The sequence below is a fragment of the Paenibacillus sp. RC21 genome (genome assembly GCF_044907935.1).
Lineage (GTDB): Bacteria > Bacillota > Bacilli > Paenibacillales > Paenibacillaceae > Paenibacillus > Paenibacillus terrae_A.
Map to the genome: position 1 here is coordinate 944,416 of NZ_JBIYCS010000002.1, position 26,781 is coordinate 971,196.

General features: G+C 44.7%; 24 protein-coding genes and 1 pseudogene. 7 read left to right on the forward strand and 18 right to left on the reverse strand.

Going from position 1 to position 26,781, the window contains the following annotated elements:
• Positions 1–15 precede the first annotated feature (15 nt).
• Positions 16–1,068, forward strand: a complete 1,053-nt coding sequence (locus tag ABIA61_RS09590) for a 2,3-butanediol dehydrogenase (RefSeq protein ID WP_283652749.1) — start codon at positions 16–18, stop codon at positions 1,066–1,068.
• Between the two features lie 164 nt (positions 1,069–1,232).
• Here the strand turns inward: ABIA61_RS09590 and ABIA61_RS09595 are convergent, their stop codons facing one another.
• Positions 1,233–3,230, reverse strand: coding sequence for an ABC transporter substrate-binding protein (locus ABIA61_RS09595; protein ID WP_404521149.1), 1,998 nt, complete (start codon positions 3,228–3,230; stop codon positions 1,233–1,235).
• A gap of 181 nt (positions 3,231–3,411) precedes the next feature.
• Here ABIA61_RS09595 and ABIA61_RS09600 point away from each other — a divergent pair, with 181 nt between their 5' ends.
• The 3 genes from ABIA61_RS09600 (at position 3,412) to ABIA61_RS09610 (ending at position 7,482) form a co-directional block, all read left to right on the forward strand.
• Positions 3,412–4,683 (forward strand): VWA domain-containing protein, encoded by a 1,272-nt coding sequence (locus tag ABIA61_RS09600; RefSeq protein ID WP_283652751.1) that lies wholly within the window; start codon positions 3,412–3,414, stop codon positions 4,681–4,683.
• 305 nt (positions 4,684–4,988) lie between these two features.
• A complete protein-coding gene (locus tag ABIA61_RS09605; RefSeq protein WP_283652752.1) occupies positions 4,989–6,332 on the forward strand; it encodes an amino acid permease in 1,344 nt (447 codons plus the stop codon).
• Between the two features lie 7 nt (positions 6,333–6,339).
• Positions 6,340–7,482 (forward strand): VanZ family protein, encoded by a 1,143-nt coding sequence (locus ABIA61_RS09610; RefSeq protein ID WP_283652753.1) that lies wholly within the window; start codon positions 6,340–6,342, stop codon positions 7,480–7,482.
• A 129-nt stretch (positions 7,483–7,611) separates the two neighbouring features.
• On the opposite strand, the gene ABIA61_RS09615 is transcribed toward ABIA61_RS09610, so the two are convergent.
• The 8 genes from ABIA61_RS09615 to ABIA61_RS09650 all read right to left on the reverse strand — a co-directional run bounded on the left by ABIA61_RS09615 (position 7,612) and on the right by ABIA61_RS09650 (position 16,278).
• Complete coding sequence (locus ABIA61_RS09615; RefSeq protein WP_283652754.1) at positions 7,612–8,265, reverse strand: nitroreductase family protein; 654 nt, start codon at positions 8,263–8,265, stop codon at positions 7,612–7,614.
• A gap of 44 nt (positions 8,266–8,309) precedes the next feature.
• On the reverse strand, positions 8,310–8,765 hold the full coding sequence (locus ABIA61_RS09620) for a MarR family winged helix-turn-helix transcriptional regulator (protein WP_283656306.1): 456 nt from the start codon (positions 8,763–8,765) through the stop codon (positions 8,310–8,312).
• A 275-nt stretch (positions 8,766–9,040) separates the two neighbouring features.
• The gene (gdhA, locus tag ABIA61_RS09625) at positions 9,041–10,417 is read right to left on the reverse strand and encodes an NADP-specific glutamate dehydrogenase (protein WP_283652755.1); all 1,377 of its coding nucleotides are present in this window, start codon (positions 10,415–10,417) and stop codon (positions 9,041–9,043) included.
• Positions 10,418–10,867: 450 nt separating this feature from the next.
• Entirely contained in the window at positions 10,868–12,259 is a 1,392-nt protein-coding gene (thrC, locus tag ABIA61_RS09630) for a threonine synthase (RefSeq protein ID WP_404521145.1), read from the reverse strand.
• A gap of 217 nt (positions 12,260–12,476) precedes the next feature.
• Positions 12,477–13,820: a TldD/PmbA family protein gene (locus tag ABIA61_RS09635; protein ID WP_404580640.1), complete on the reverse strand. Its 1,344-nt coding sequence runs from the start codon at positions 13,818–13,820 to the stop codon at positions 12,477–12,479.
• Between the two features lie 3 nt (positions 13,821–13,823).
• Positions 13,824–15,218: a TldD/PmbA family protein gene (locus tag ABIA61_RS09640; protein WP_404580641.1), complete on the reverse strand. Its 1,395-nt coding sequence runs from the start codon at positions 15,216–15,218 to the stop codon at positions 13,824–13,826.
• Between the two features lie 382 nt (positions 15,219–15,600).
• On the reverse strand, positions 15,601–15,828 hold the full coding sequence (locus ABIA61_RS09645) for a hypothetical protein (RefSeq protein ID WP_283652759.1): 228 nt from the start codon (positions 15,826–15,828) through the stop codon (positions 15,601–15,603).
• Between the two features lie 273 nt (positions 15,829–16,101).
• Complete coding sequence (locus ABIA61_RS09650) at positions 16,102–16,278, reverse strand: hypothetical protein (RefSeq protein ID WP_283652760.1); 177 nt, start codon at positions 16,276–16,278, stop codon at positions 16,102–16,104.
• Between the two features lie 325 nt (positions 16,279–16,603).
• Here ABIA61_RS09650 and ABIA61_RS09655 point away from each other — a divergent pair, with 325 nt between their 5' ends.
• The 3 genes from ABIA61_RS09655 (at position 16,604) to ABIA61_RS09665 (ending at position 20,727) form a co-directional block, all read left to right on the forward strand.
• On the forward strand, positions 16,604–19,657 hold the full coding sequence (locus ABIA61_RS09655) for an EndoU domain-containing protein (RefSeq protein WP_404580642.1): 3,054 nt from the start codon (positions 16,604–16,606) through the stop codon (positions 19,655–19,657).
• Between the two features lie 19 nt (positions 19,658–19,676).
• Positions 19,677–20,141, forward strand: a complete 465-nt coding sequence (locus tag ABIA61_RS09660; RefSeq protein ID WP_404521913.1) for a hypothetical protein — start codon at positions 19,677–19,679, stop codon at positions 20,139–20,141.
• A 298-nt stretch (positions 20,142–20,439) separates the two neighbouring features.
• Entirely contained in the window at positions 20,440–20,727 is a 288-nt protein-coding gene (locus ABIA61_RS09665) for a hypothetical protein (protein ID WP_404580643.1), read from the forward strand.
• A 28-nt stretch (positions 20,728–20,755) separates the two neighbouring features.
• On the opposite strand, the gene ABIA61_RS09670 is transcribed toward ABIA61_RS09665, so the two are convergent.
• The 9 genes and pseudogenes from ABIA61_RS09670 to ABIA61_RS09710 all read right to left on the reverse strand — a co-directional run.
• Positions 20,756–22,378 carry a recombinase family protein gene (locus ABIA61_RS09670; protein ID WP_404580644.1) on the reverse strand — a complete coding sequence of 541 codons (1,623 nt, stop codon included), beginning with the start codon at positions 22,376–22,378 and terminating at the stop codon, positions 20,756–20,758.
• Between the two features lie 90 nt (positions 22,379–22,468).
• Entirely contained in the window at positions 22,469–22,594 is a 126-nt protein-coding gene (locus tag ABIA61_RS09675; protein ID WP_268794278.1) for an SHOCT domain-containing protein, read from the reverse strand.
• A gap of 62 nt (positions 22,595–22,656) precedes the next feature.
• The gene (locus ABIA61_RS09680) at positions 22,657–23,808 is read right to left on the reverse strand and encodes an Ig-like domain-containing protein (RefSeq protein WP_342416719.1); all 1,152 of its coding nucleotides are present in this window, start codon (positions 23,806–23,808) and stop codon (positions 22,657–22,659) included.
• Positions 23,805–24,032, reverse strand: a complete 228-nt coding sequence (locus tag ABIA61_RS09685) for a hypothetical protein (protein ID WP_404580645.1) — start codon at positions 24,030–24,032, stop codon at positions 23,805–23,807. The genes ABIA61_RS09680 and ABIA61_RS09685 overlap by 4 nt, the downstream gene beginning before the upstream one ends.
• 59 nt (positions 24,033–24,091) lie before the next feature.
• Positions 24,092–24,403, reverse strand: coding sequence for a phage head-tail connector protein (locus ABIA61_RS09690; protein ID WP_342416718.1), 312 nt, complete (start codon positions 24,401–24,403; stop codon positions 24,092–24,094).
• Positions 24,396–24,614, reverse strand: a complete 219-nt coding sequence (locus tag ABIA61_RS09695) for a hypothetical protein (protein WP_342416717.1) — start codon at positions 24,612–24,614, stop codon at positions 24,396–24,398. Before ABIA61_RS09695 ends, ABIA61_RS09690 begins: the two co-directional genes overlap by 8 nt.
• 97 nt (positions 24,615–24,711) lie before the next feature.
• Positions 24,712–25,542: a phage major capsid protein gene (locus ABIA61_RS09700; protein WP_404580646.1), complete on the reverse strand. Its 831-nt coding sequence runs from the start codon at positions 25,540–25,542 to the stop codon at positions 24,712–24,714.
• Between the two features lie 31 nt (positions 25,543–25,573).
• Entirely contained in the window at positions 25,574–26,188 is a 615-nt protein-coding gene (locus ABIA61_RS09705; RefSeq protein ID WP_404580647.1) for a DUF4355 domain-containing protein, read from the reverse strand.
• A 404-nt stretch (positions 26,189–26,592) separates the two neighbouring features.
• A pseudogene (locus ABIA61_RS09710) lies at positions 26,593–26,781 on the reverse strand (hypothetical protein); the annotation flags it as partial.

A 26,781-nucleotide genomic window follows, 5' to 3' on the forward strand; every position in this document is an offset into this window, starting at 1 on the left:
AAGGAGATGACAGACATGCAAGCATTGAGATGGCATGGAGTAAAAGATTTACGTTTGGAAAACATTGAGCAGCCCGCTGCTCTGGCAGGAAAAGTAAAAATCAAAGTAGAATGGTGCGGCATTTGCGGAAGTGATCTTCATGAATATGTAGCAGGACCTATTTTCATTCCCCAAGATGCTACTCATCCTTTGACTGGAGAAAAAGCGCCTATCGTAATGGGACATGAATTCTCTGGACAAGTAGTCGAAATCGGTGAAGGTGTAACCAAGATTCAGGTTGGCGACCGTGTTGTCGTAGAACCGATTTTTGCGTGTGGAGAATGTGCTGCATGTAAACAAGGCAGCTATAACCTTTGCGATCAATTGGGCTTCCTCGGTCTGGCAGGCGGCGGCGGTGGATTTTCTGAATATGTCGCAGCTGATGAGCATATGGTACACAAAATTCCGGAAAGTGTGTCTTTCGAGCAAGGCGCTTTGGTAGAGCCTTCGGCCGTTGCTTTGTACGCTGTTCGTCAAAGCCAGCTGAAAGTCGGCGACAAAGCCGTAGTATTTGGCGCTGGTCCTATCGGATTGCTGGTTATTGAAGCTTTGAAAGCTTCCGGAGCATCTGAGATTTATGCAGTAGAGCTTTCCGAGGAACGTAAAGCTAAAGCTGAAGAGCTGGGTGCTATCGTGATTGATCCTAAAACATATGATGTTGTGCAAGAGCTGCACAAACGGACTAACGGCGGCGTAGATGTAGCCTATGAAGTCACTGGAGTACCTCCTGTGCTGGCTCAAGCTATTGAATCCACTAAAATCAGCGGACAAATCATGATCGTCAGCATTTTTGAAAAAGAAGCTCCGATCAAACCGAACAATATTGTCATGAAGGAACGCAATCTGACCGGCATTATCGGCTACCGAGATGTATTCCCGGCTGTAATCAGCTTGATGGAAAAAGGATATTTCCCTGCTGACAAGCTCGTTACCAAACGTATTAAGCTCGAAGAAGTGATTGAGCAAGGTTTTGAAGGTCTGCTGAAAGAAAAAAATCAGGTTAAAATCCTGGTATCTCCAAAAGCCTAATTTAGAATGAAAAATCAGATGTCTGCCATATGCAGGCATCTTTTATTATAAAACCGGGCAGCAAGGCAAGAATACATGCGAAGTTAAAAAGACAAAACAAACAGCGCTCCCCTTCTGCGGCATCTGCCGTTAAGTGGAGTAGCGCTGTTTGTTTGCAATCCATATTATTGAGTTACACTTTTCAGGACATCATCAATCATTTGTCCATTTGCGATGGTCCCCGTATACAACCAGCTGGAATCTTTCCCAAAATCGTATACATGTCCTGCTTTTACGGCCGAAATCCCTTCCCAGACCGGATCTTTAATGATTTCGTCCTTGCTTACACCTTTGCTGTTCACGATAAAAATATAATCCGCATCCAGCTTCGCCAGTTTCTCCAGGGATAAGTTGCTCCAATTCGCCTTGGCTGTTTTGGAAATCTCCTGTACGACTTGCGGAATCTTGAATCCCAAATCTTTATATAATACATCACCGCTGGATAAATGCTGGTTCACGACATACACGTTTTTATCCGTTACCCACAAGGCTGCTGCGGTTTTTTGTCCAACAGTCTGGATCAGCTTGGCTTTAGCTTCTGCTGCTTTTTTGTCATAAGTGCTCAATGCCTGCTTCGCTTCACTGCTCTTGTTCAGCACCTCACCCACGGTCAGCAACTCTTGCCGCCAATCGTTGTTCAGATTACTGCCTACGACATAGGTTGGAGCGATTTTAGAGTATTGATTATATTTGTCACCCTCCACCATACTCGCACTGTCCATAATGATTAAATCCGGCTTAAAGTTCAGGACCGCTTCAAATGGAAGGTCAGAGGCGATGGTAGGAACGTCCTTCAGCTCTTTTTGCAGGTAACCTTGAACCGAATTTTTACCTACCGACCATTGAGCTACAGGCTTAACACCCAGTGCAACCAAATGATCCTCCAGATAAGAAGCAATCACACGCTGAGGCTGAGCCGGAACCTTCACCTCATGCCCAAGTACATCCTTCAGCACCCGCTCCTGTGATGCCTGTTCCGCCGATGTATTGTTGCTCCCTTGTGCAGTGCTGTCCGTCGCTGCAGGATTGGATGTGCCCGAGCACGCACTGACCAGCAGGGTAAAACTAAGCAATAAAATAAATGCCATGGAATGCCTTGCGTTTCTATTCATTCGTAAAATCCCTTCATCGTAATTTTGATAATGATTATTATCCTCAATACCAGTATGCAGGGCGCCACTTATCGAATCAATGGAACATTCGGACAGGCTTAATGGATTATCCAGACCTATATCTCTCACAAAAGCAGATGAATATAAGCTGTCCCGGTAATGAACCGGGGATACGCCAGTATATTTTTTGAATGCCCGGCTAAAGAAATAGACATCCGGGTACCCCACACTGGCAGCGATATCCTGTAAAGTGCCATCTGTCTTCCGCAGTAGCTCCTTCGCCTTGTCCATTCGCAGCCGGATCAGAAACATAATCGGACTGCAATCTGTTTGTTTTTTAAATAACCGGGTCAAGTGCCTTGGACTGCATTCCAACAATCTAGCCAATCGTTCCAGCGTTATGGACTCCGCATAATGTACCTGCATAAATCGAATCGCCTGTGTCACCATATCCCGTGAAGGCATTCGAGTCTTCTGCTCCTGCCATTGCCGCATATATTCATATGCAAAATCATAGAACCTGCCCTGAGCCTGCAACCTGGACAACGTATCCTTATCATACCATGCCTGCTCCAGCAGTTGCAGCTTTTGATACAACATAACCGGATACGGCGGCACAAAGCCATGAGCTACAGGGGCAAGGTTATACACCGTATGTCCGGATAGAGAAGCCACTTTATATAGTACAAGAATATATTCGATCCCTCGTTCCGAGGCTGTCATATTCAGTTCCAGGCCTTTGCTGCCATGCAGCACGTACCATGAATGTCTTATATCATCCTGATCCTTAGTAGGCAAGCGTACACTTCCCTGTAACACAAATACGAAAGCCTGCGCCGGAAGACGATACGGTTGAAGCCGCTCTTCCCGCTCCAGCCGAATATGTCGGACATCCATAACACGGATCGACGAATGGAGCCATGCGGAAAGCAGCTTGTTCAGCTCATCAGCCTCATGCTTCTTGCCCGTCCCGGTTTGGGAACCTGTCCGCTTTTTCCGTTCCTGCTTCACTTGTCAAAGCCTCCGCTTCATAAATACCATCCTATTTTTCAAAACCAACCTCATTATATATCATCTTCTACTATGTCTACCATGAGACAAAAATTCCTGCTCGAAATAAGGCGAATAAACGATTTCCATGGTACAATTTGTATAAATATAACGATTTTGAAATACATAGGAGGTAGACAGCATGAATGGTTCAAAAATGGTATTAAGTACAGGAGCTAATGCACCTTTAGGTAAGGAGGATACAGTACGGATCACAATTACATGGGAGCATGCGCCAGCCGAGCTGGATGTTAGCTGTTTTATGGTAGGCCAAGATGGTAAAGTCGCTTCGGATGACTATTTCATTTTTTACAATCAACCAGCTGATCCGCATGACCATGTACGGTTACAGCGTCCGAATGACAAAACTGCTGAATTCACTGTAGCCTTAAGGGCTTTGCAAGGAACTGGAGTTGATAAATGTGTATTTGCCGCCACTCTGGATGGTCCAGGTACTTTTGCCGATGTGATTGGCTGCACATTGACCGTTCAGGGCAGGCAGGTACATATCGCCTATAGCATTACCGAGGCCACCAAAGAAACGTCCCTCGTATTCGCTGAAATATACCGCCATACGTCAGGCTTCAAACTTCGCGCAGTTGGACGTGGCTTCAACGGGGGCCTGAAACCGCTTGCCGAGGCTCATGGCGTCACCGTGGAAGAAGAGGAGCCGTCAGCAGCGCCGACGAATACTGTGAATGCCAAAGCGGAGGCGAATGCTTCCTTTCCCGGTAGCGGAAAAATTAATTTACTTAAGCAGAGTGTGCAAATTTCACTGAAAAAGAAACAGATAGACCGTGAAAAGGCACGAGTAGCGGTTGTATTAGACGCTTCTGGTTCCATGGGGAAGCTGTACTCACTGGGAACCGTGCAAAAAGCCTTCGAACGTGTGTTGGCTGTAGCCGCCTGCATGGATGATGACGGTGAAATGGACGTATGGTTTTTTGCAGACAAAGCCCAACGCGCTCCAAGCGTCACGGAACGGAATTACGAGAATTACGTAAAACGAACTTTCCCAGAACCTGGATATGGGAAAATAGGAATAGGTAACAATGAGCCTGAAGTGATGACGGATATCATTTTAAAATATACAAAAGAAGTACCTAATGAAACAATCCCAACCTACATTATCTTTTTCAGTGATGGCGGCGTGTATGAAACGAAAAAAATATCAAAGTTGCTGATCAAGTACTCGAAAGTTCCGATTTTCTGGCAATTCGTCGGACTCGGTAATGCCGATTATGGAGTCCTTCAAAAGTTGGATGATCTGCGCGGTCGCGTAGTGGATAATGCAGATTTTTTTGCCTTGGATGACATCGACTCCGTGACAGACGCAGAATTGTACGACCGTCTGCTAAACGAATTTCCTGGTTGGCTTAAGCAAGTGCGGGCCAAAGGAATATTGCGCAGCTAATCCTTCACCACAATGCGATACCCCTGCATGATCACTTAAATATCCGCTGAGAGTAGTAATAAAAGGCAGAATGACCGCAGACAAATCAATCGTCAGCACCATCATTCTGCCTCTAAACTGCTCTTCTACACATTTCTCATCAGTATCCCTCCCATTTTAGTCATCGTAGAATAATATATGGTTAATTCCTTGCCAAATCCTATTTCTTTCATTTCCTAATTGGATATTTTCATGTAGTATAAATCTAATTGAAGCAACCCTGTTTGGGCTTGCTGAAGATCGACTTGATGAAGGAGGATTTCGGATTGAAATCAAATGAAGCAACTTTGCACAAAAAGCTGCTCCCTAGGCATATTACCTTTATGGCTATGGGTGGAGTTATCGGTACCGGCATTTTTAAAGGAAGTACCGAAACGATCAGCTTGGCGGGGCCTGGAGTTATTTTATCCTATGTCTTCGCGGGACTTCTACTCCTGGTCGTCATGGGCGCGATTGCCGAGATGGCTACCGTCTATCCCAACATGAATATGAAGGATTTTATTCGCAAAGCTTTTGGAGAACGGCTTTCCTTTATCATCGGCTGGTTGTATTGCTTCATGTGGCTGGCCGTCTGTATCATTGAGGTTATCGCAGCGGGAAGCTTCCTGCAATACTGGTTACCGGACGTTCCCCTATGGGTACTCAGTTTAGCGAGTGCAGCCTTCATTATTGTGGTCAACATGCTGAGTGTCGGCGGTTTCGGGGAACTGGAATTTTGGCTTGCGGGTATTAAAATTGCCATGATTATCATCTTTATTGCATTGGGTGGCTGTATCCTGTTCGGCATTATCCCAACTGAAACTCCGCCTTATCTGAGCAATTACTTACAGCATGGCGGATTTCTCCCCAATGGCTGGCTGGCTATTTTCTCAGCGCTGCTGGTGGTTACCTTTTCCTACGGAGGCTCTGAGCTGATTGGCCTGACGTTAACAGAAACAGAGAATCCGGAAAAGGTACTTCCCAAGGTGGTTAAAAGCTTTATTTTTCGCGTTGTGTTGTTCTATACGCTGCCGATTCTCATCATTTGCGGCTTGATTCCCTGGAATCAGCTGGATGCGAATACCAGCCCGTTCGTACAGGTGCTGTCTTCGGCAGGACTTCAAGGCTCGGCCCATGTCATGAACTTCATTTTGATTACCGCCGTACTGTCTGCCGCCAATTCGGGGATTTACGGGGCTACACGCATGCTGCATTCGCTAGCAGTCAACGGAGAAGGTCCTAAATCACTCGCCCGGGTATCCTCGAATGGGGTTCCGGTGAATAGTCTCAAATGGTGTGCCGTGATCCTGATTGTCGGTTCGATGGTCGCTTATATCGCTCAAGACGGACTGTTCCGTATTCTGATGGCAGTACCGGGCTTTGTCGTTTTGCTTGTCTGGAGCTGTATTTGCCTGTCCCAGTTAAAGCTGCGCAAATCTTACCCGATAGAGCCAAGCTTCAAAATATGGGGATTTCCTTATATCACAGCGTTAACTGTCGGATGCCTGTGGGTGATTGCATTCCTGTTCTTGCTTGATCCGCAAAATCGGATCAGTATCAGCGTATGCGTGGCTTTCATGGCGTTCCTGATTATCTGGTCTTTGGTGAAGTTCCGGGGAAAGCAGGCGTAAGCAGCTCATGATTCAAGCGTATTTATTTCCTGTTTCTTACGCCTTTCTTGCCTTTCCTTTTGCCGCGTTGCTGTTTACGCTGCCTTTTCTAATCGTACAGTACCGCAGGCATGGTTATATCCATAAAACGAGAGCATTGCTGCTTTACCTGTTGCTTTTATACTTGATGAATGCTTTCTTTCTGGTAATTTTGCCACTTCCGGCATCGCGTCATAATACGGCGTTAACCGGAGGCGCATTGCAGCTAATGCCCTTACAGTTTATTCACGACATTATAAGGGAGACATCCCTCTCTCCCTCCCAACCCTCCAGCTATCTGCATTTGCTGAAGGAACGCGCTTTTCTCCAGGTCGTTTTTAACGTTCTTATGACTGCGCCTTTCGGTATGTTCTTACGTTATTATTTCCGTGCACGGTGGGGATGGTGTCTGGTCCTGTCCTTTGGCCTTTCCCTCTTCTTTGAGGTGACGCAGCTAACAGGACTGTACGGATTTTTTGACCATGCGTATCGTGTGTTCGATGTGGACGATCTGATGGCAAATACATTGGGCGGCATGCTGGGCTTTCTTTTGGGCGAGTGGTTTTCGCGTTTTCTCCCGCGTCTGGAGCATCTGGACAAGCATTTGGACATCACAACCAAGCGGGTATCCTATACCAGACGGGGCGTAGCCTTTTTCGTGGATTCCATTATCTGGGCAGGTTTGCTTGGTGTTATGGAATACCTCCGTGTACCCGCCGCCTTCTGGGTATCCAGTGGAGTATACTTCGTGCTGATTCCTTACCTGACGAATGGACGAACCCCGGGTAAATGGCTGGTGCGGATACATCTTGCGGGGACAGGAAAACGTATTTCCCTGTGGGAGCTCATGAAGCGCTACAGCCTCTTGTACTGGGTGTATTTTGGCATTAATTACGTACTGGGTGGACCCGTGTTTTGGCCTCAAGTCCCTCCATGGGCGAGTGTTCTGATCAGCCTGATATTGTTGGTCATCAATACGTGGTTCTTTTTCCATCTGGTTATACGTCTGTTCAGGAAAGACCTGTTATTTTATGAGGAGCTTAGCCATACTACCCACCGAATTACATGGCCCAAGCGACTTCACAGCCCTCTGCCTGACCCTGTTGACCCTGCCGATGTGTCGGAAAGTTAATACGAGAACTCGATGATCATAGGATTAAAATAAGTTTTATTGCACTCCAGCAGCACAAAAACAGGCGAAGCAAAGGATTGTTCCTTTGTCCGCCTGTTTTTTTTATATATAGGTATTAATTCGTTTCTATTATTTCCACTGTGCGATTTGGTCAATCGGCAGACGAGTGGATGGATGGCCTTCATTGGTTCCTTTACCTATGGAAATGAGCATTACAGGTACATAACGATCTTTATCAAGACCAAAGGCTTCAGCGATTCTGCTCTTGTCATATCCACCGATTGGATTCGTATCGTAACCGTGAGCACGTGCCACCAGCATCAACTGCATGGATACCAGACCACCGTCGATCAGGACGGTTTCTTTGTTCACGACTGGATCAAGCGCTGCAAAATGGGCTGCCACTTTCTCCTGCTGCATTTCTTTAATATCTTTTGGCATATAGCCCAATTCTACAGCTTCTCCGAAAATTTGCTCGAAATTTTCAAAGTTGTCCAAATCTCCGAACACGGCAATAACTGCCGAAGATGTCTCGACTTGACGTTGATTAAAGCTGGCGAGCGGTGCCAAGGTTGCTTTACCTTCCGGGCTGTCAATCACAAGAAAACGCCAAGGTTGTAGGTTAATGGACGATGGAGCGCGTGTCGCTTCAGTCAGAATCTCTGTCATTTCCTCGCGGCTGATTTTCACGGACGGATCGTATACTTTGACAGAACGGCGACCCAGTGTGATTTCTTTAAAATCATTTGTTTTAACGATATTGGATGGGTTCGTATTACTCATTCAAATCTCTCCTTATTTCCCCTATGGGTGTAATATAATTGGGGTCAGTCCATCTCGGACATATGACCATTCATAACTTGCAGCATATCGGCTAATTGGTGTCGCTGGGCCTCGTCGAAGCTTTGGAGCAGCCGGGCCACAAACTGCGAGCGTTCCTGTCTAAAGGTAATAATACGCTCACGTCCAAAATCGGACAGGCTAACCAGCGTAACCCTGTTGTCCTCCGGCTTGGTGCGTCGTGTGACCATGGCTGCCAGTTCAAGCTGCTTCAAATGGCGGGTTACGGCTGCACCGTCGATGCCAACCTCTTTTTGCAGCAAGGTTTGACTAATCTCCTTCACCTGATACAACTTGCACAACAGCTGTAATCTGGATGCGCTGATTCCTGCACAACGCTCAAACTTGGAGCTAATCTGCTTGTTCAACAGCAATAGCGCGTCAAAAATATAGTCAGCCTCGGGTGATGTCTGGGTGATCGTAATCTCTCCTCCCTTAAGCATGTCACTGGGCATGACGATCCAACCTTTGATCCATCAATTATTGATCCATCAAGTAATATACATCTTCTTTAAAAATAAATCAAGACCCTGTGAAAAATAAAGTGACCCTATCAAATAAAAGCTGAGCACCCCTGCAAGGGCACCCAGCTTCTTCTTGTATAACTACTTATGAGATCACGTATAAACTACATTCATACGATAGCAGATCAGGAGAGCCATACAGACAACGCTGTACAGCTTTCTTGCCCTCTCCAGCCCGTTTGTATTATCCCCGATTAAATGATCCCGTGAGACAGCATAGCGTCAGCCACACGGACAAATCCGGCGATGTTCGCCCCTACAACCAGATTCCCAGGCACGCCGTATTCCTCAGCCGCCTTCACGCTGTTCGCATAAATATTCTTCATAATATCATGCAGCTTGGTGTCCACTTCCTCGAAGGTCCATGACAGGCGCATGCTGTTCTGTGACATTTCGAGCGCAGAAACCGCAACCCCGCCTGCATTGGCCGCTTTGGCTGGTCCAAACAGAACCCCATTGCCCAAAAATACTTCAATAGCCTGCAGCGTGGATGGCATATTCGCACCTTCACCCACAGCTTTTACGCCATTACTTACCAGCAATTGTGCTGCTTGTTCGTCAATTTCGTTCTGTGTGGCACACGGCAGTGCGATATCGCATGGAATCGACCAGATACCGGAACAGCCCTCCGTATAAATTGCGCCTGGACGCTCTTTGGTATACTCGCTAATGCGCAGACGATTGGCTTCTTTAAGCTGCTTCACCAGATTCAGATCAATGCCGTCCGGATCATAGATGTAGCCATTCGAGTCACTACAGGCAACGACTGTAGCGCCAAGCTGCTGTGCTTTTTCAATCGCATAAATGGATACATTCCCCGAACCCGACACGACCACACGTTTACCCTCAAAGGATGAGCCTTGAGCATACAGCATTTCATTTACAAAATACACGCAACCATATCCAGTCGCTTCTGTACGTGTAAGACTGCCCCCGTAATGAATTCCTTTACCTGTGAGGACGCCACCTTCATGTCCCCCGCGAATCCGTTTGTACTGCCCGAACATGTAACCAATCTCACGCCCGCCTACACCAATATCCCCTGCCGGAACATCGGTATCCGGGCCAATATATTTGTACAGCTCGGTCATGAAGCTTTGTGTAAAGCGCATAACTTCGTTATCTGACTTCCCTTTGGGATCAAAATCGGAGCCGCCTTTGCCGCCGCCAATTGGAAGACCTGTCAGCGCATTTTTGAAAATTTGCTCAAAGCCCAAAAATTTGACAATTCCCAGATACACCGACGGATGAAAACGGATTCCGCCTTTATAAGGACCGATGGCACTATTAAATTGCACCCGGAAGCCACGATTGACCTGTACGTTCCCTGCGTCGTCTACCCAAGGCACACGGAAGGTAATGACCCGTTCCGGCTCCACAAGCCGTTCCAAAAGCCCCTGCTGCATATACTTGGGATGCTTGGCCAGTACCGGAACCAGCGAATCCAATATTTCCTTGACGGCTTGATGAAATTCATTCTCATGAGGATTGCGCGCGATAACCTTCTCAAAAACGGACTGCACATATTCGGCTGCTGCCTGTTGACTCTGCTCTGAACGGATAATGGTCACTTTTCTAAAACACTCCTTTATATTTAACTCCTCTACTAGAGAACGGAACGGATTTATTCCGTGTTCTTGAGAGTAGGGTTTTATGTATTCATAAAATTTAGTTAACTATACATGATTTTTTATAAAAATACATCTAATTTGCTCATAAAAAAATTTTGGCCCCTTCATCAAATATCTCTATGAATCTATCATTTCTTGTCATATTACCAAGCCAAAATCCTTTGTTCTACGGGGATTTTTACGATGAAACGAGGTATTTATACCTTACTCCACATGGTACAATAATGTGAACAAAATGAGATTTACATCTATAATCCAGAATGGACGTTACATGGATAGTTTATCCAAAAGTATGAAAATAATTAAAAGAAGGCTACACACGGAGCATAGCCTTCTTGGGGTTCAATCGTATCATGATGTCCTGGCACCCGTTCTTAGCGTGATTGTCTTCTACACATAGAAGGCTTCAAGCTGACGTACAATTTCCGCTTCGTCATGCTCTACCACCTGCTGTTGCTGCGATTTAGAGAACAATTGCTCAATCTGCGCTGGGAACTCCTGCTTAATGTCCACCAGACGGATCGCTTCATCGAATTTGGCCGGGTGCGCTGTTGCAAAGGTCACACATACTTCTCCCTCGCCATTATACGCCTCATACGCGGCGATACCGCAAGCCGTATGCGGGTCCAGCAAATAGTCATATTCGGCTTTGTATTTGCTAATCAGTTCCAGACACTTTTCGTTCGAAGCGCCAAGGGCTTCAAAATCCTGCTGTACCCGTTTCAAATCCTCTGCACTGATCACAATCCGTCCCTCGGTTTTGAGAGTGTTCATGTATTCAGATACCTTCGTTGCATCTTCTCCGAGGAAGTAGTACAGGTATCTTTCGAAATTGCTCGCCACCTGAATGTCCATGGAAGGACTATACGTGCTTTTGAAGTCACCCGGCTTGTATTCACCAGTCTTCACGAAGCGCTCCAAAATATTATTTTCATTCGTCGCAATAATCAGCTTATGGATTGGCAAGCCCATTTTCTTCGCAAGAAAGCCGGAAAAGATGTTGCCAAAGTTACCGGATGGCACGCTGATATTAATCTTCTTCGTACCCGCAGTCTCCTGTGCCCGGAAATAAGCATAGAAGTAATACACGGTTTGCGCCAAAATACGTACAAAGTTGATCGAGTTAATCGCCCGCAGATGATGTTTACCTTTGAAATCCAGATCGGCAAACAGGTCCTTAATGACCTTCTGACAATCGTCAAAGTTCCCTTTTACGGACAGGTTTAGTACATTTTTATCATCAACGGTCGTCATTTGCAGCTCTTGTACCTTGCTCACCTTTTGGTGTGGGTGCAAAATACAGATTTTAATGCCTTCCTTGCCACGCACGCCCTGAATCGCTGCCGCCCCGGTATCGCCCGAGGTTGCGCCCAAAATGTGAATGATCTCATTCTGTTTCTTGGACACGTAGGAATAAAATTCACCCATAAATTGCAGCGCCACATCCTTGAACGCGAACGTAGGCCCGTGGAACAGCTCCAAAATATATAGAGAATCGTTGATCTTCTTCACTGGCGTGACTTCGGGATGACGGAAGCTCGCATAGCTACGCTCCACCAGTTGCTCCAAATCTTCACGAGGAATTTCATCATTGATATACAGCGCAAAAACTTCCAGCAGCAGCTCTCTGTAGCTCAATGTTGCCCATTGCTCCAGCGTAGCTGCCGACACCACCGGAATTTGCTCCGGTACCATCAGGCCACCATCATCAGCTAACCCCATGAGCACGGTATCAATAAATCCTTTGGCTTCTACTCCACCTCTAGTGCTTATATATCTCATATCCATCCCCCAATAAAAATTCAATTCGAAATTTTTGTCGAATATATTATTGTCTATAATACCCTGTCGCGGTGCTGTAACCAAGCCCTTTTTAAATATTTTAAGAACTTTCTCCTACTTTACCATACCCCGATGTCCCAAACACCTGTAATCCGCAGGCAATCGGGGCATCAGTAACAGGCTGTGAGTATGGAAAAAGAGGAGGTTGCTCCTGTGATTATGACCCTGAAATCGAGAGTGCAGCCAGCTTGAGCGAAGGTGAAGTGCAGCTTCCCGTAAAACGCAAATCGTTGCCAACTTCCTCTACCTGCTGCAGCACGTCAAAGAAGTTGCCCGATACGGTAATTTGATTGACTGCTCTGACCACTTTCCCCTGCTCAATCAAGTATCCCAGACAAGCCAGCGAAAAATTACCAGACGCCGTATTCGTACCTGCATGCAATCCTTGCAGCTCCACAATCATCACCCCGCGATCCATCTTGCGAATCATGTCCTCCAAGGTAGAAGAACCGGGAGCCACATACAGATTATGATAAGAGACGCCGATTTTACCGTTGTAGCCGCCTTTAGAAGCATTGGAGGTACTTTGTACTCCGGCTTTGCGGGCTGTCTTGCGGTTATGGAAGTATGTCCGTAGTACCCCGTCCTTGATAATCTCGTTGCGACGTGTAGCACTACCTTCAGCATCGAATGTGCTACCTGCCGGAACATTTTCCATCAGCGGATCATCCACCAGCGTGAGCTTGGTGTTTGCCACCTTTTCCCCTAATTTCCCTGCTAAACGTGAGAAGCCTTTATCCACTGACTCCGCTGAAAATACCGACGTATACGCAGCCAGCAATTGCGCTGCTGCATCATGACGGAAAATGACGGGATAGTTATCCGATTGAATCGTGTGCGCACCCAGCTTGGAAACAGCCTCTTTTACGGCTTTATGCGCCACATCTGCAATATTGATTTCTTCCACACTCCGCAGGGAATAATCATGCCAGCCCCCGGTAACCGTCTCGTCATTTTCTTTGGCAATCACGTAGACATAAGCGGTCGCCAGACTTTTGCGGCGATGACAGTGCAGCCCCTTCGTGTTCACAATCAGGACTTCATTTTCACGAATGCTGACCGAGCAATGTCGAGCCATTACAATCCGTGGATCTGCGGCAAGCGCTGTACGCTCCATCTCCATTGCAGCCTCAATGAGAATTTCAGGAGCCGTGTCAGCTAACGCGGCGGCATGGGCAGCCTGCTCGGGATAGCTTGCAGAGCCTTCGAACAGTTCATCCTGTTCCTCGCTCTCCAATATGTCCGCGTTGCTGCGTGCTTCCTCCAATAAAAAGTTGATCACGTCCGGCTCCAGCTTCTCCGTAGAGGCATAGCCCATTTTCCCGTTCATGACGCCCCGGAAGGAAAGTCCGCCATTCTCAACGATTGTATATTGTTCAATTTCTCCCTTCAGTACCTTTACCGAGGTAGAACGTCCATTTACATAGTAGATTTCCATATCCGCGTAGCCGATTTCCCGACCTTTCGTGAACAACGCTTCCTGAAATTGCTGAATATTCATCGCCTATTCCCCCTTCCGTCCGCCGACGGTCATTTCGGACACTCGAATCGTCGGCTGTCCGCAGTTGACCGGAAGACTTCCGCTGACCGAGCCGCACATCCCCTGACCATGATCCAGATTGTTACCGACCATATCAATATTTTGGAGTGTTTCAATCCCTTTTCCGATCAGCGTTGCGCCTTTGACCGGCTCGGCAATCTTGCCGTTGCGAATCATGTACGCCTCTTCGACCGCAAAATTGAACTCGCTCGTCGAGGTGTTCACTGAACCGCCGCCCAGCGATTTGGCATAGATCCCGTACTCCGTATTCGCAATGATCTCTTCACGGGTCGAATCTCCGTTAGCAATAAACGTATTATTCATGCGGGAAGCAGGCGCGAATTTATAGGACTGTCTTCGTCCCGATCCTGTCGCAGGTACACCCATCTGGCGCGAGCCCATGCGGTCGATCAGATATCCTTTTAAAATACCGTTCTCAATCAGTACGTTGCGCTGTGTCGGCGCTCCTTCATCATCTATATTGAGCGATCCCCACGCGTTCTGAATGGTTCCGTCATCCACAGCCGTGACGAGCGGCGAAGCCACCTGCTGCCCGATCTTATTCGCAAACACGGAAGTTCCATGTGCCACCGCCGTAGATTCCAGCCCGTGACCACACGCCTCGTGAAAAAGAACACCACCGAAGCCGTTCTCAATCACCACGGGCAGTCTGCCGCTAGGCGCATATCCTGCTGTTACCATTGTGGTAGCAATACGGGCCGCATCTCTCGCATTTTCTTCGATATTCAGATTCTCCAGGAATTCAGTCCCCGCATAAGCTCCCGGCCCGCGAAAACCGGATTGTCTATGCTCCCCAGCGGTCGCAATGGCGCTTATTCTCATCCGAGTATACGTGCGGGTATCCTCCACCAGCAGTCCGTTGCTATTGGCGATCAGCACGTTCTGGAACGAGTTGCTAATCCCAATGGAGGTTTGCGTGATAGAAGGATCGTATTGGCTTGCCGCCTCATGCGCACGTCTCATCATGTCGATCTTGGCGCGTTTCTGTGAGCCGTCGGGAATGATAGCAATCGGATGGTGATTAAGGATCGCGTGGGGATGGAGTGTGATCGGTTGTGTACCTGACGCTCCACCCCCGCGAATGGCCTTGGCAGCCGATTTGGCCAGTCGAATCAGGCTCTGCTGGCTCATGTCACTGGTGTAGGCGTACACCGAAAAATGTTCCTTCATGATCCGAATACCAATCCCGAAATCCCGGCCTGACAGCGCCGTATCGACGACTCCCCCGGTCATACCTAATTGTCCATTGGTGCGGTCCTCGACGAACACCTCTGCAAAATCTCCGCCCGTCTCCAGCGCGGCTTGCAGCATATCCTGAATCTGTGTTGGATGTATCATCACGTTCCTCCTCGTTTTTGCATTTTTGCATTATAGAAATAGTACAGTTAAGCATAGTGGTCTGCGGGTTCATGTTCATTTCCCATAACTTTACTATACATGATGTTGGGAGTGGGTGTAACTATCTGGGTGTCGGCGTTGGGAGGGGCGTGAAGATCTATGCGCGGGGATCGGGAGAGGGATAATGGGAAAACCCGATTAGACCGTGAAGGGTCATATCGGGTTATTTGACGCATTTTGATTACGGGCTGGATTGAGAAAGTATTGCATCTAAGGCCGCTACGTGGACGGATCATTCTTTCGATCGCTGTTGCCCCCAGGTTTTTTATTATATTTTAACGGTAAAAATCCGGTGAAGGTTTATGCTTACGAAGCAGTTTTCCTACGGAAAGCTTTCAGCCGAACGCTCCGCTTCTTTGACCGTTTCCATGTGCAGTACGCTCGCTTTCTGCGAAATAATAGCCAGCGCATCCAAAATGAGCTTTGTGCAAGTTTTAAGTCTCTCTATGTGTTCGTCTTCCTGCTGCACCAAGCTTTCATATTGATCAGCCGTATTTTCGGATGGCTTCGTATGTTCCTCGCTCTTTGGCTGTTTCGGTTGAGTATCCAAGTTATCATCTCCTTTATATAAGCAGTGTAGCAAAGGATGGTACTAGATGTGGTACGTGGATACGTAGCAATGGTAGGAAAATAATAGTGACCTAGATGAATTAATTCTGGAAGATGTAGGACGAAAAATATCGGAAGACATTAAAATAAACTTATGATACTCTAAACCCTTGTATAGCAAACATGCAATACACTCCACATGTGTCGAGACAGCGAAAGGGATATATTCCTTTTTATTATATATATTACCTATAATATCAAAAGCCGCTCCTTCTCACAACACCCCCTTTTCCCAGATGATGCCTGTTCCCCCTTCACTTCTGTCGATCCTACTAATTCCATATGAGCCTGTATTTAATTTACCCGAATCCATAATCACAATTAAATCAGCCCCCTTCCTGACTTTGAAAAGCAATTGCTCAAAATTACTATCAGCTTTCTCTATTCCCATACCTCTCCCTTCCAAAAATACACATAGTAAATACACCAACCAATGGGTCATTCTGTAAACTAAATCTCTCTTTCAACCGATAAATACACATGCTGGGTTCGTAATTAAATATCTTCTGCTGTCCTTTTGTTTCTTGAATGAAATCTTACTTGGAACTCCTGTATCTGATTAAGAACGTTTTTGTACCCAATAAACTCAGTGATACATATCTATCTCGACTCAAATTTGTACCATCCATTTCTTCTATTCGTCAGACTCGAATTAAACATGCTGCACTTTACTTTTGAAATCAGCCATCACATCTGGAAAGGAGACATGAACTCAATTGAGCTTACTATCAGATGGAATCGGGTATGAAAGCCTACGCTTTTATGGTCCCTTTCAGCCACAACATATTGAACAACTTCAAATAACACGTACCATTAATGATCATACCTTTTTACATATCAGTGGTATGCTCTCCGAAGAACAGGGAGCCGCATGTATCGGACAAAATATGGAGCAAGAGCCGATTGTGATTCGTCAGTTGGATGATCAAGGACAATCGCTAAGAAGACTGTTTCACGGGATCGTTACGCAAATGTCCGTACATTGTATACGTGGAGTATATACCTTTGAACTGAAGGCTGCTTCGCATTCCTATCAAATGGATATTAAACTAAAAAAACGTTCCTATCAGGATATTCACCGTACCTATGATGATCTAGTCACCTCGATGGTTCGTAAATATCAGTATGGAGACGCCATTGATACCGTAACTAATTATGCTAAACTGGATACTTTTGTTTTACAATATGAGGAGACGGATTGGGCATTTTTAAAACGCCTCGCTTCTCGCTTTGGCTCCGTACTTGTGCCAGAGGTAACCGCAGCCTCGCCCAAGGTTTTCTTCGGGATGCCGGAAGGCAAACAGTACAAGGTAGAACGGGATGTATTTTATCGGGTACGAAAAACGTTTCATGAACTGGATGCCGAAAAGCCGGGAGAACGTGCTGGCTCGTATGTCACCTATACAATTGAAAGCCTGCAATACTACGCTCTAGGTGACCTCATCACGTTACCCATTGGACAAGGTAAAGAACTGGTCGTGGTTCGGGCAGTGACACGGTTAGAGGATGGCTTACTGCGTACCCGTTATGATCTCCAAACCGAACAGAATATTCGCTATGCCCGGTATGAAAATGATCAGGCCACCGGGATTTCGCTGACAGGAACGGTGCTCAAGGTACAGCAGGATTTCGTACAGCTTCAACTGGACATCGACCCGAAGCAAGATCCTGCCAAAGCCTGTTGGTTTCCTGTAGCCACCCGTTATGTCGCCGAAGAACACAGTGGCTGGTACGATATGCCTGAAATCGGGGAACAGGTTGAACTGTATCTGCCTACACACCGCGAACAGGATGCCTATGTAACGGATTCGCTGCGACAACAACGCCACGCTCATGGACAACCAGAGGTTAAGGTCTGGCAGCATGCACAAGGTAGCGGGGTAGAAATGTCTGAGCATGAATTGACCCTGTCCACCTCCGATGGATTTTCAATTACACTAAATGAAGATGGTGGCATTACCGTTAGCAGTCCGGGGAATGTGCAGATTCAGGGTGGTCACGTGAAGCTCGATGCAGGTGAGGAACTGTCTCTGGAAGCTGGAACGGCGCTGTATCTCAAAGGTGGAGAAAGTAGCATGGTGCTGGATGGTGAGACGGATACCAAGTCTCCAGTGATTTATCAGGAAGGTACGGTGAAAGCACCCGTTTTCGTGGCTGACCTCCCTCCTGTACCTGAACCACCATTAATGAGTATAAAAGCTTATGAAGCAGCCCAATCAGCAGCAAAGGATTCATCTAGCAGCCAAGCCCCTACCCCTAAAGCAAAAATTACGACTCCAGCAGCACTTCAACAGGCGAATGCCTTGATGGGGACGATATCCAAACTGTTAGGCTCCATTCCAGCAGTAGGGAACGTAGCCAGTGTGATGTTGAATGCTGTTGGTGGGCCAGCAGGTAAAGTAGCAGCAACGGTGTTACAAGCAACTGGAGCCATCCCTATTCGTAGTAAAGGAACGCCAACGGTTGGAGGCAGTGAGGGTAGCGGTTTACATCCGTTGAAACACTTGGCTGGTTTAGCCATGCAGGGGTTGATTAGTGAGTATGAGCATGAGCGAGCCAAACAAGCCTACTATAGCAAGTGGATTTTAGGAAAAGCATATACAAGTGCGCGTCATATAGCGAATTCTGGAGGCCCATTGGAACTGGTTCAGAACCTGCTGAAAGAGTCGAATGCTATGGCTCATGCCTATCAGCAGATTCCTATGGAATTGAGACAACGCTGGAGATCAAATTATGACAGCTACATGGCACAACAACCGAAACTACAAGTTGAGGAGCCTAAATCTTGGTGGGATCGTTATCTAAATTATACGGGTAATGGTGAGATGGTAAAAGGCCAAATAGCAATGGACCAGGCACATACAGCACAAAATGCGACTGTGAAGTCGGCAGATAGCCTAGTTGAATTATACAAAGGCATAGAGCAGGCTAATAACGTAAGGTACCAAAATCAAGGAAACTCAATTGGCGAATTTTTAGATTATTGGTCATTTGGAATACCTAAAGGATTGTATCAGGCTTATATGGAGCGTGCACGTAATCAAGGTAAATCTGGTAGTGACGCTATCAATTTTGCTACATTCGGAATAACAGAGACTATACGTGGAGCGTTGACACCTAAAGATCCTTTGTCATCAGAGCATTGGTCCAATATCATTGGTGTAGCAGGGATCGTTGAGGGAGCCGGTTCATTTTTCAAGCCCAAACCTACACTAAAATTACCAGGTAAAGAGCCGGTTCATTCAAGTCCTAAAATCATAAATGAAAAAACAGAGTCACCCCAACTTCCAAACACAAAGCCCAATAAAGAGATAGAGATTGAGAGGACGGGACAAGGTGGTAAGCCTGTTGTAGAGAAAGAGAAATGGCTTGAAAGTCTACAAAACACAGAAAACTTTAAACAAGGGACTAAAGAAAATGGATTAAACCATATTTTTGATGGTGAAATACTCAAAAATGGAAATGCCAATGGTTTTCATTATGAAGGGATGCCGAATAGTAACGGTAAAATTGTCGGAAATATTGACCCACCTAATGAGTTTGGTGTCTATCAAGCCAATATTGAAATTAATGGAGTATTAAAAGGACCTAAATCCACATTTTTTCCAAAGGAATGGACACCACAACAGGTGATAGAATCAGTAAATGAAGCTTTTAAAAATAAAGTAATTATAAAAAACAATAAATATATAGGGAAAACAAGCACTGGAATGGGAATAGAGTTTATTTTAAGAAATGATAAGATAATTTCAGCTTATCCAGTATATTGAATTGGAGGGTGTTCGAATAATGATTAAATATAAATATAAATTGAACTATATGGACGAATTCAATATAGTTGTATTGGATTTTGACGAAGAAAAATCACTGGAGTTCGCAAATATGATAAGTGATCCCTTAGGATCTGATATACCTTGGAGATTTAAAGATTTGAAAATTGATATTGATAATTATGTTGATTTATTAAGGGGAAATATACCCGAATATAGACATGGAGGAAATGCATCAAGCGTTATATCCTATAGAGACTATACAATAATTGAAGATCCATTTTATGACGAGGAAGAAGATGAAATTGAACCGATCTGTAAATTAGAGACAGTTGAATTTGTGAAAATTATATTAGTATGGGCTTATGAAACTTATAAATATAAAAAAGAGAAAAAAGTGATTACTCAAGAAGAGGCAGAAATGGTTATGAATTGGATTGAACTAAAAATGGTAGAAGTTAAGAGTATTGAAAGTAACGGATAGACATAATAAATAACTGAAAAGCTTGTTCGGGATTGTCAAGTATTTTGTGTGAACTCGTTTACAGACCCAACAACAAGATCGTACAATACAACCAGCAAACCAAACACAAAATGATTCAAACACTTGATAAACTTTCAAAGCTTATTCCAAACTTGAACCTTAAGCGAGGAATGAGCTTTTTGGCATGCCCAAGCTCAAAGGAGGAAGAAATAACCCCAATACTCTAAAACAATGACTTGCCATCCCTCTCCATCAGAGTTAACATACACACACTCAAACAACGGGAGGGAAATGTACCATGTCAAATTGGCCAGATTGGTTTCAGGAAGCATTACGCCAACGTTTTTATCAATTAGAACTAGCCAGTGAACAACAGGCTTCATGTTTATCTGAGGACAAAAATCTATTCACTCAAATGGATCAATTCAAAACCAACCAAAACGAAGATATCCAACGTCTGTTATCTGAATGGGAAGAAGCCATAGGTTATCAGCTAAGTCAGGACAAACAGTCCATCTATATGGAAGGAGTAAAAGACGGGATTCGATTAATTCTTCCCGTCGTACAAACCACAGTTACTCGTTAGCTTTTGATCACTTTAGTCTAAGATTTCGTTAGTCCAGTATTTCGTCTATGTCCATTCCACTTTTCAAGGTAAAAACAAAATGCGCTGGTGAAAGAATGGTTATCTTCTCCACCAACGCATTAAATAGGTTATCATCAAATTGTTCCAGTATATCCTGCTGTGTGCTTAGTACTTGGATGATTTCATCTACACGCTCCTTGATTTTCGCTTGCTGCTCATGCTCCTGCTCCAGTGTCAGCTTCTGTTGTCGTAGCTCATTGAGTTCACTTGAAAGTCTGTTCGTTTCTTCATCATATACAATCTCATCAATCTGATTCCGTAGCTTGAGGTTCACTAATTCCTTCAAGTCGGATTTCAATTGTTGCATCTGTCCTTCGATGTCTAATAACGATGTTTGCTCTACTCTGCTGGAAAGTGCCGATTCAATATTGGCTTTCAGCGTTTTAATCAATCTTTTCTTGTTCTCATACATCCGGTTGAACAATCGTACAAACGCGGAATGTAAAATGGGTTCATCGACTGATTTGGCATCACAGGCTACTTTACCTTTATTGACATACGTTTTGCATTGCCATACTACTTTTTTGGATGGATTATTGCTGTTCCAGGTTCGGCGTTTAAAAATAGCTCCGCAGCATCCACAATATACTTTGCTACTGAGTGCATATTTACTGGAATATCTTTTACTATCCCCCATGACATTACCTTTCAGCTTGGCCCTCCATTCCTTTTCCTTTTGCACCGCTTCAAATAGTTCCTTGGATACAATCGGCTCATGGTTGTCCTCAATTAAATATTGCTGTTCTTGTCCTTTATTCCTTACTCGTTTGTGGGTTAGAAAATCTACCGTTACCGTCTTTTGCTGAAGCAAAGCTCCGTAATATTTCTCATTGGTCAGAATTAATGTAATCGAGGAATCCCACCACGTATCGCCACCCGTGACTGTTTTAATGTGATCTCGCATCAATCCTCTGGCTATCGCCTGATAGCTTTTCCCATCCAAATACTCCTCGTATATTCTGCGTACAATCTCTGCTTCTGGCTCGTTAATCACCAATTCACGATGTTCATCCTTATCGTAGCCGAGAAAGCGAGTCGTGTTGCAGAAGACTTTGCCGTTTTGGAAGCCGCGTAATATGCCCCATCGACTATTCTCAGAAATGTTTCGACTCTCGTCTTGAGCAAGTGAACTCAGGATGGTCAGCAATACCTCACCTGTGGTATCTAGCGTATTAATGTTCTCCCGTTCAAAGAATACGGCGACTCCGAGACTTTTCAGTTCCCGTACATATTTTAATAAATCTAGTGTATTCCTAGCAAATCTTGAAATCGACTTGACCAGAATGAGATCCAGTTTACCATTTCGAGCATCCTGTATCATCCGATTAAAATGTGTTCTATTTTTGGTACTGGTTCCAGTGATCCCTTCATCGGCGTAAATATCAGCCATTTCCCATTCCAAGTTGTTTTGAATGTATTGGGTATAATGGTTGACCTGATTGGTATAGCTTTCCTTTTGCTCCTCGGAATCGGTACTGACCCGACAATAGGCAGCGACTTTCTTCTTTTGAATCGATTGAATTCCTTCTACGATGTCCATCGTTTTAATGGGAACGATCACGACTTTTTTTGCGGTTGTAGCTTGGGCCATAGGTGTTTCTCCCTTCGATATCTTCTTTATACGGTCACATGGTATAATGCTTGCGGCACATCATCAAGTCCATTTCTGCCCATGTTATAGCTATTTGAAAGACTTTTTATTAAGCTCATCAATCGCGATGAACTCTTCTTCTGTAATGACATTTTGTGATCTCAATTGCTTTAATAGGCTTAGACTGAGCAAGTAGTCGATGGATTTTCGTTGCATATGTATGTGCTCCTTTGAAATAAAAATGGCTCACCTCTAAGGCAAGCCGATAGATATAATGCTTAGAATAAATTCTTAAGGCTAATGGTCTTTTCTGTAGTAATGCTATGATCGCTTACTAAGATGGCAGTCAGTACAAGGGCTTTGTTGATTGCTCCACTACTGCTTCCTGCTTTTATGGTTACGCTATTTCCTGTGCTGGCTGTTATGCTCCCCATGATCGGAATTGAATCATCTTGGTTCCATAAGCTCCACTCTACCGACTGGTCAAACACTTCCACTCCATTGTCATAGATATGGCTGAAGTATGATGCACTTTGTCCTGTTTTGAGGATGGGATTGCCGATAATGGCTATCGAATAGATATGCGTTCCCGTTTCAACGACTCTCAATTCAATGGTACTTCGTACTGTCGGATGATACGTTAGTTTTGCGGTGATGCTTGCTTGTCCTAAAGCGATGCCCATAATCTGGCCTTGCTGATCTACACTAACCACATTCGGATCGCTTGAAATGAAAGTTATGGCTGGATTAACCATCTCATTCCCGTTATCCGTAGCGGTCACATTCAACGGTATTATTTCGTTGAGCCGTACATAGGTTATCGTTCCGTGATTGATATGTAATGCGTAGGTATGAGCAATCTCATATTTCCATCGGTCTGCGATGTTATTTTCCAAGTCATCATAAGCTGTATTTATGCTATCCAATGTGCAGCTTAACTGGATGATGCCATTCATCGTGCGGTCAATTCCAGTCACTTTAAATGGCTGATGAGTCATATAGAATCGTTGGCTTAATGTAATGCCCTTCGTATCTGCGTTGTCCTGTACTGTAACCAGGATATGTCCCTCTGGCATGGAGATAACTTTACCTGTTTCCGTTGAAAACGTTCTGGCTTCCACCACAGCATCAATCCATTTTATCTGCCCGTTCCAGTTCAAAGCCAGCCGTTGATTACATTTTTTCATTCTGCCTCGACAAGACTGTTCATTTCGATCCACCTGACTGATAACTAAATATCGTTCATAGCGATAATCTACGATATCACCTGTTTGTAAAGGTGTTGCTGCTCGAATAATTTTTTCATCGGTCATCCGAATGGTATCTGTCGCATCTCGAATCAGACCAAGCTGTCTTACACCGTTTATGTGTACAAGCTCGCCTTTCTCTCGCAGGAAGAAATCTATCATCGGCTCTAGGCTCCTTGTCACTCCTCCACCTCCAAACCAAAATCTGGCTTGCAGCGATACAGGTACAACTCCACATAATCACTCCATTCCTTCTTATCCAAAATAATAAAAATATCTTCGCTAATTCGAATATAGCAGTTCGACAGCAATAAAGATTCCAGTGGACAGAAAGCTCGATATGTAGTCTCCAGTGTGTAACCATCTTCAAATGAAAAGCTTTTACGATAAGGTTGTACATCTGCCATCATTGACCGAATAGGTATGAATTCAGCATCTAAAATTTCCAACTTCGTATCGTAGAACATTAATCTGTTCCGACCTTGATTTTAGGCAGAGGAAGAGCCAGTCGAATATTTGTCGGAATCCCTGTTTCATAGGTAGCTGAGCGTTCACCTTCTTGCTTAGTTATAAGTCCAACCGAATCCCTATTTTTATAAAGATACACAGCATAATCGACCATGACTTCATCATATTCCACTGGTAGTGTTAAGACATTACAATAGCCATAAATATTACTCCTCGCTTTATTCAAATAGTGGATTAGGATATCATCCTTGGATATGTCCGTTGGTTCCATGCCTAATAATCGTTTCATCAAATCCATTAGCTCACTCATGTGCTGGCTCCTGTTCCTCCTTTACCTGTGCCTTCTCGTTACGCTTCATGTTCTTGGCAGCTTGAACTTTCGTTACAGGTTCATCTTCTTCAGTCTCATCTGGTTGAGATTCCTCCACTTGCTCATAATGCCCACTGGCCTGTAACCGCAGCATTAACTCCTGATCTGTGACTTCCCATATACATCCTGTTTCCTGATTCAAAAACCACATCTTATTACCCTCCAAAAAAATAAAATAGGGCATCCAAAACGGACACCCCGAACGTGTTTCTTCTATTATAATGTGTTCTCATATCATCTACTTTCAATTAAGACTTATTCGCTGTAAGTACAGTGATGGCTTCCGGCTTGATACATTTGGCTCCGAATACTTGCAACCCTTTCACTGCATCTGAAAATTGTTTCTCTGGTCTGAATGCTTCCACCGAATCCACTTGACCTGCAAAGGAAATGGCACTTTTATGACCTGCAATAATTTTATACTTAGCTCCTGCGGTATTTGGCACATTGTTGGATTTATAAACGGTCATGCCATCAATATCTCCCACATAGCCTGTGCGGATAAGATTCGGGTCTTTGGTGAAACGGGCATCTTTCAGCAGCAAGCCATAGTACCATGCAGGAACCACTACAAAACGTTCCGATTCAGGTACATTATTTTCGTCCAATAGCACACCTAAATCAATCAGTAAATCATAGGCTGTATCTTTTGTAGGAATTATCGGCGTTGCATCGTTACCCATCGTATTTTCAGCTTTGACCTCCGTATAAAATCCAGCCAGATACTGATCCACCACATTAGCAAGCCCATACGAAGCTTCCATGATCCCACCATCCAACAGATTCACATTCGCTTGGGCAGCATCTACATCATCCACTTGAAAGTTGAAATACTTCGCCTGATCAATCACCAATGTTTTTTGTGTAGCATCCAGTTCCTGTGGATTACCGATTCCTGCCACCTTATCATAATTGCCAATGCTTACTGCCCCAATCGAATTGATTTTTACTGTAGAGCCTTGCCCTTGAATCTCACCTTCATAATCGGTGTTGACCACATTTCCGTATACCAGATTCTTTTTCAGACTTTCATTTAAACGTGCGCTCCAAATGGTAGGAATAAAATTTTGTACTGTCATATTCTAGTCACCCTGTCCTTTTCGTTAATTATTATTTGTTTTGTAATGCTTGCTTGACTTGATCCCAATGCTGATTAATCTCGTTTGGGGACATCCCTTTAATCGAATCCAATGTAAATGTGCTACCTGTTGAACTAGCCGGAGGGGTATATCCATCCCCTTTGAGCCGTTGCTCCACTTGCTGTTGGATAGCCAGTTGGAGTGATTGTTCCAACATAGCTAAATTCGCTGTCGTTGTGTCTTCATCTGCACCAACAAAAAAATCCACTAACGGGAGTGGAAGATTCTTCTCGGATGCTATTTTAATTGCTTGGCTGGTTAATCGTTCACGCTGCTTCTCTAGCTTCATATGCTCCACTTCAGCTCGTAGCTTCTCAACTTCAATTTCTTTTTCATCCTTAGCCGGGAATCGCTTCTTGATCTCAGCATCCACTGCACTTTCCAAATGGTTGGCCTTCCATGTTTCCAGCGATTTAGCGGATCGTTTGTCCACCGTGCTATCGAACCAACTTTTTGCTTGCGAATTAGATTGAATAAATTGCTCCATTCCCTCTACGCTATACGGATTCAGACCCTGAAAATATGTTTGCCATTCCTCATTGGTTTGGTTTTCCTCAATTAACTGCTTCACTTGTTCTAAATTCATTTTCGTTAATCTCCTTTATTGCCCATTCGACTCTGTAGAACCGAACACGCTTATGTATGTATTGAGCCGTTTAATGTCATGCTCAGGACAGGATTTGTTACGCTTTAGAAATCACAAAAACGAGGAAAAGGTACAAACATACCCACTCCCCACTTTTGCCTATTTTTCATCCTTTGTTTATATAGCTTTTTGACAGCCTAAAGCGTTACATCAAGCCTGTTGTTTGCCTAAACTTCAGAAACGTATATGTATGCTGAAACTGTATCATATTGAATATCATGCTCAAGACAATCATGTAACGCATTAGAAAATGCAAAAGTGACGAAAAGGTACAAGCATGCCAACTCCTCATTTTTACCTATTTTTAACCCTTTGTTTATAGGGCTTTTTCCACCTCTAAAGCGTTACATCGAGCCGTCTTTTTGTCTGAACTTCCGAACACGTATCCTAATATTTTCTTTTCTCGCTTTACCTCTGCATTTGTCACAATATTTCTGCCGATTCGAATTTGCCGAAAATGTTCCTCCACAACGTGTACAGTTCACCCTCGGCTTCGCTGTCTTAGGCTCAGTCTCTACATTACGTTCAGACTT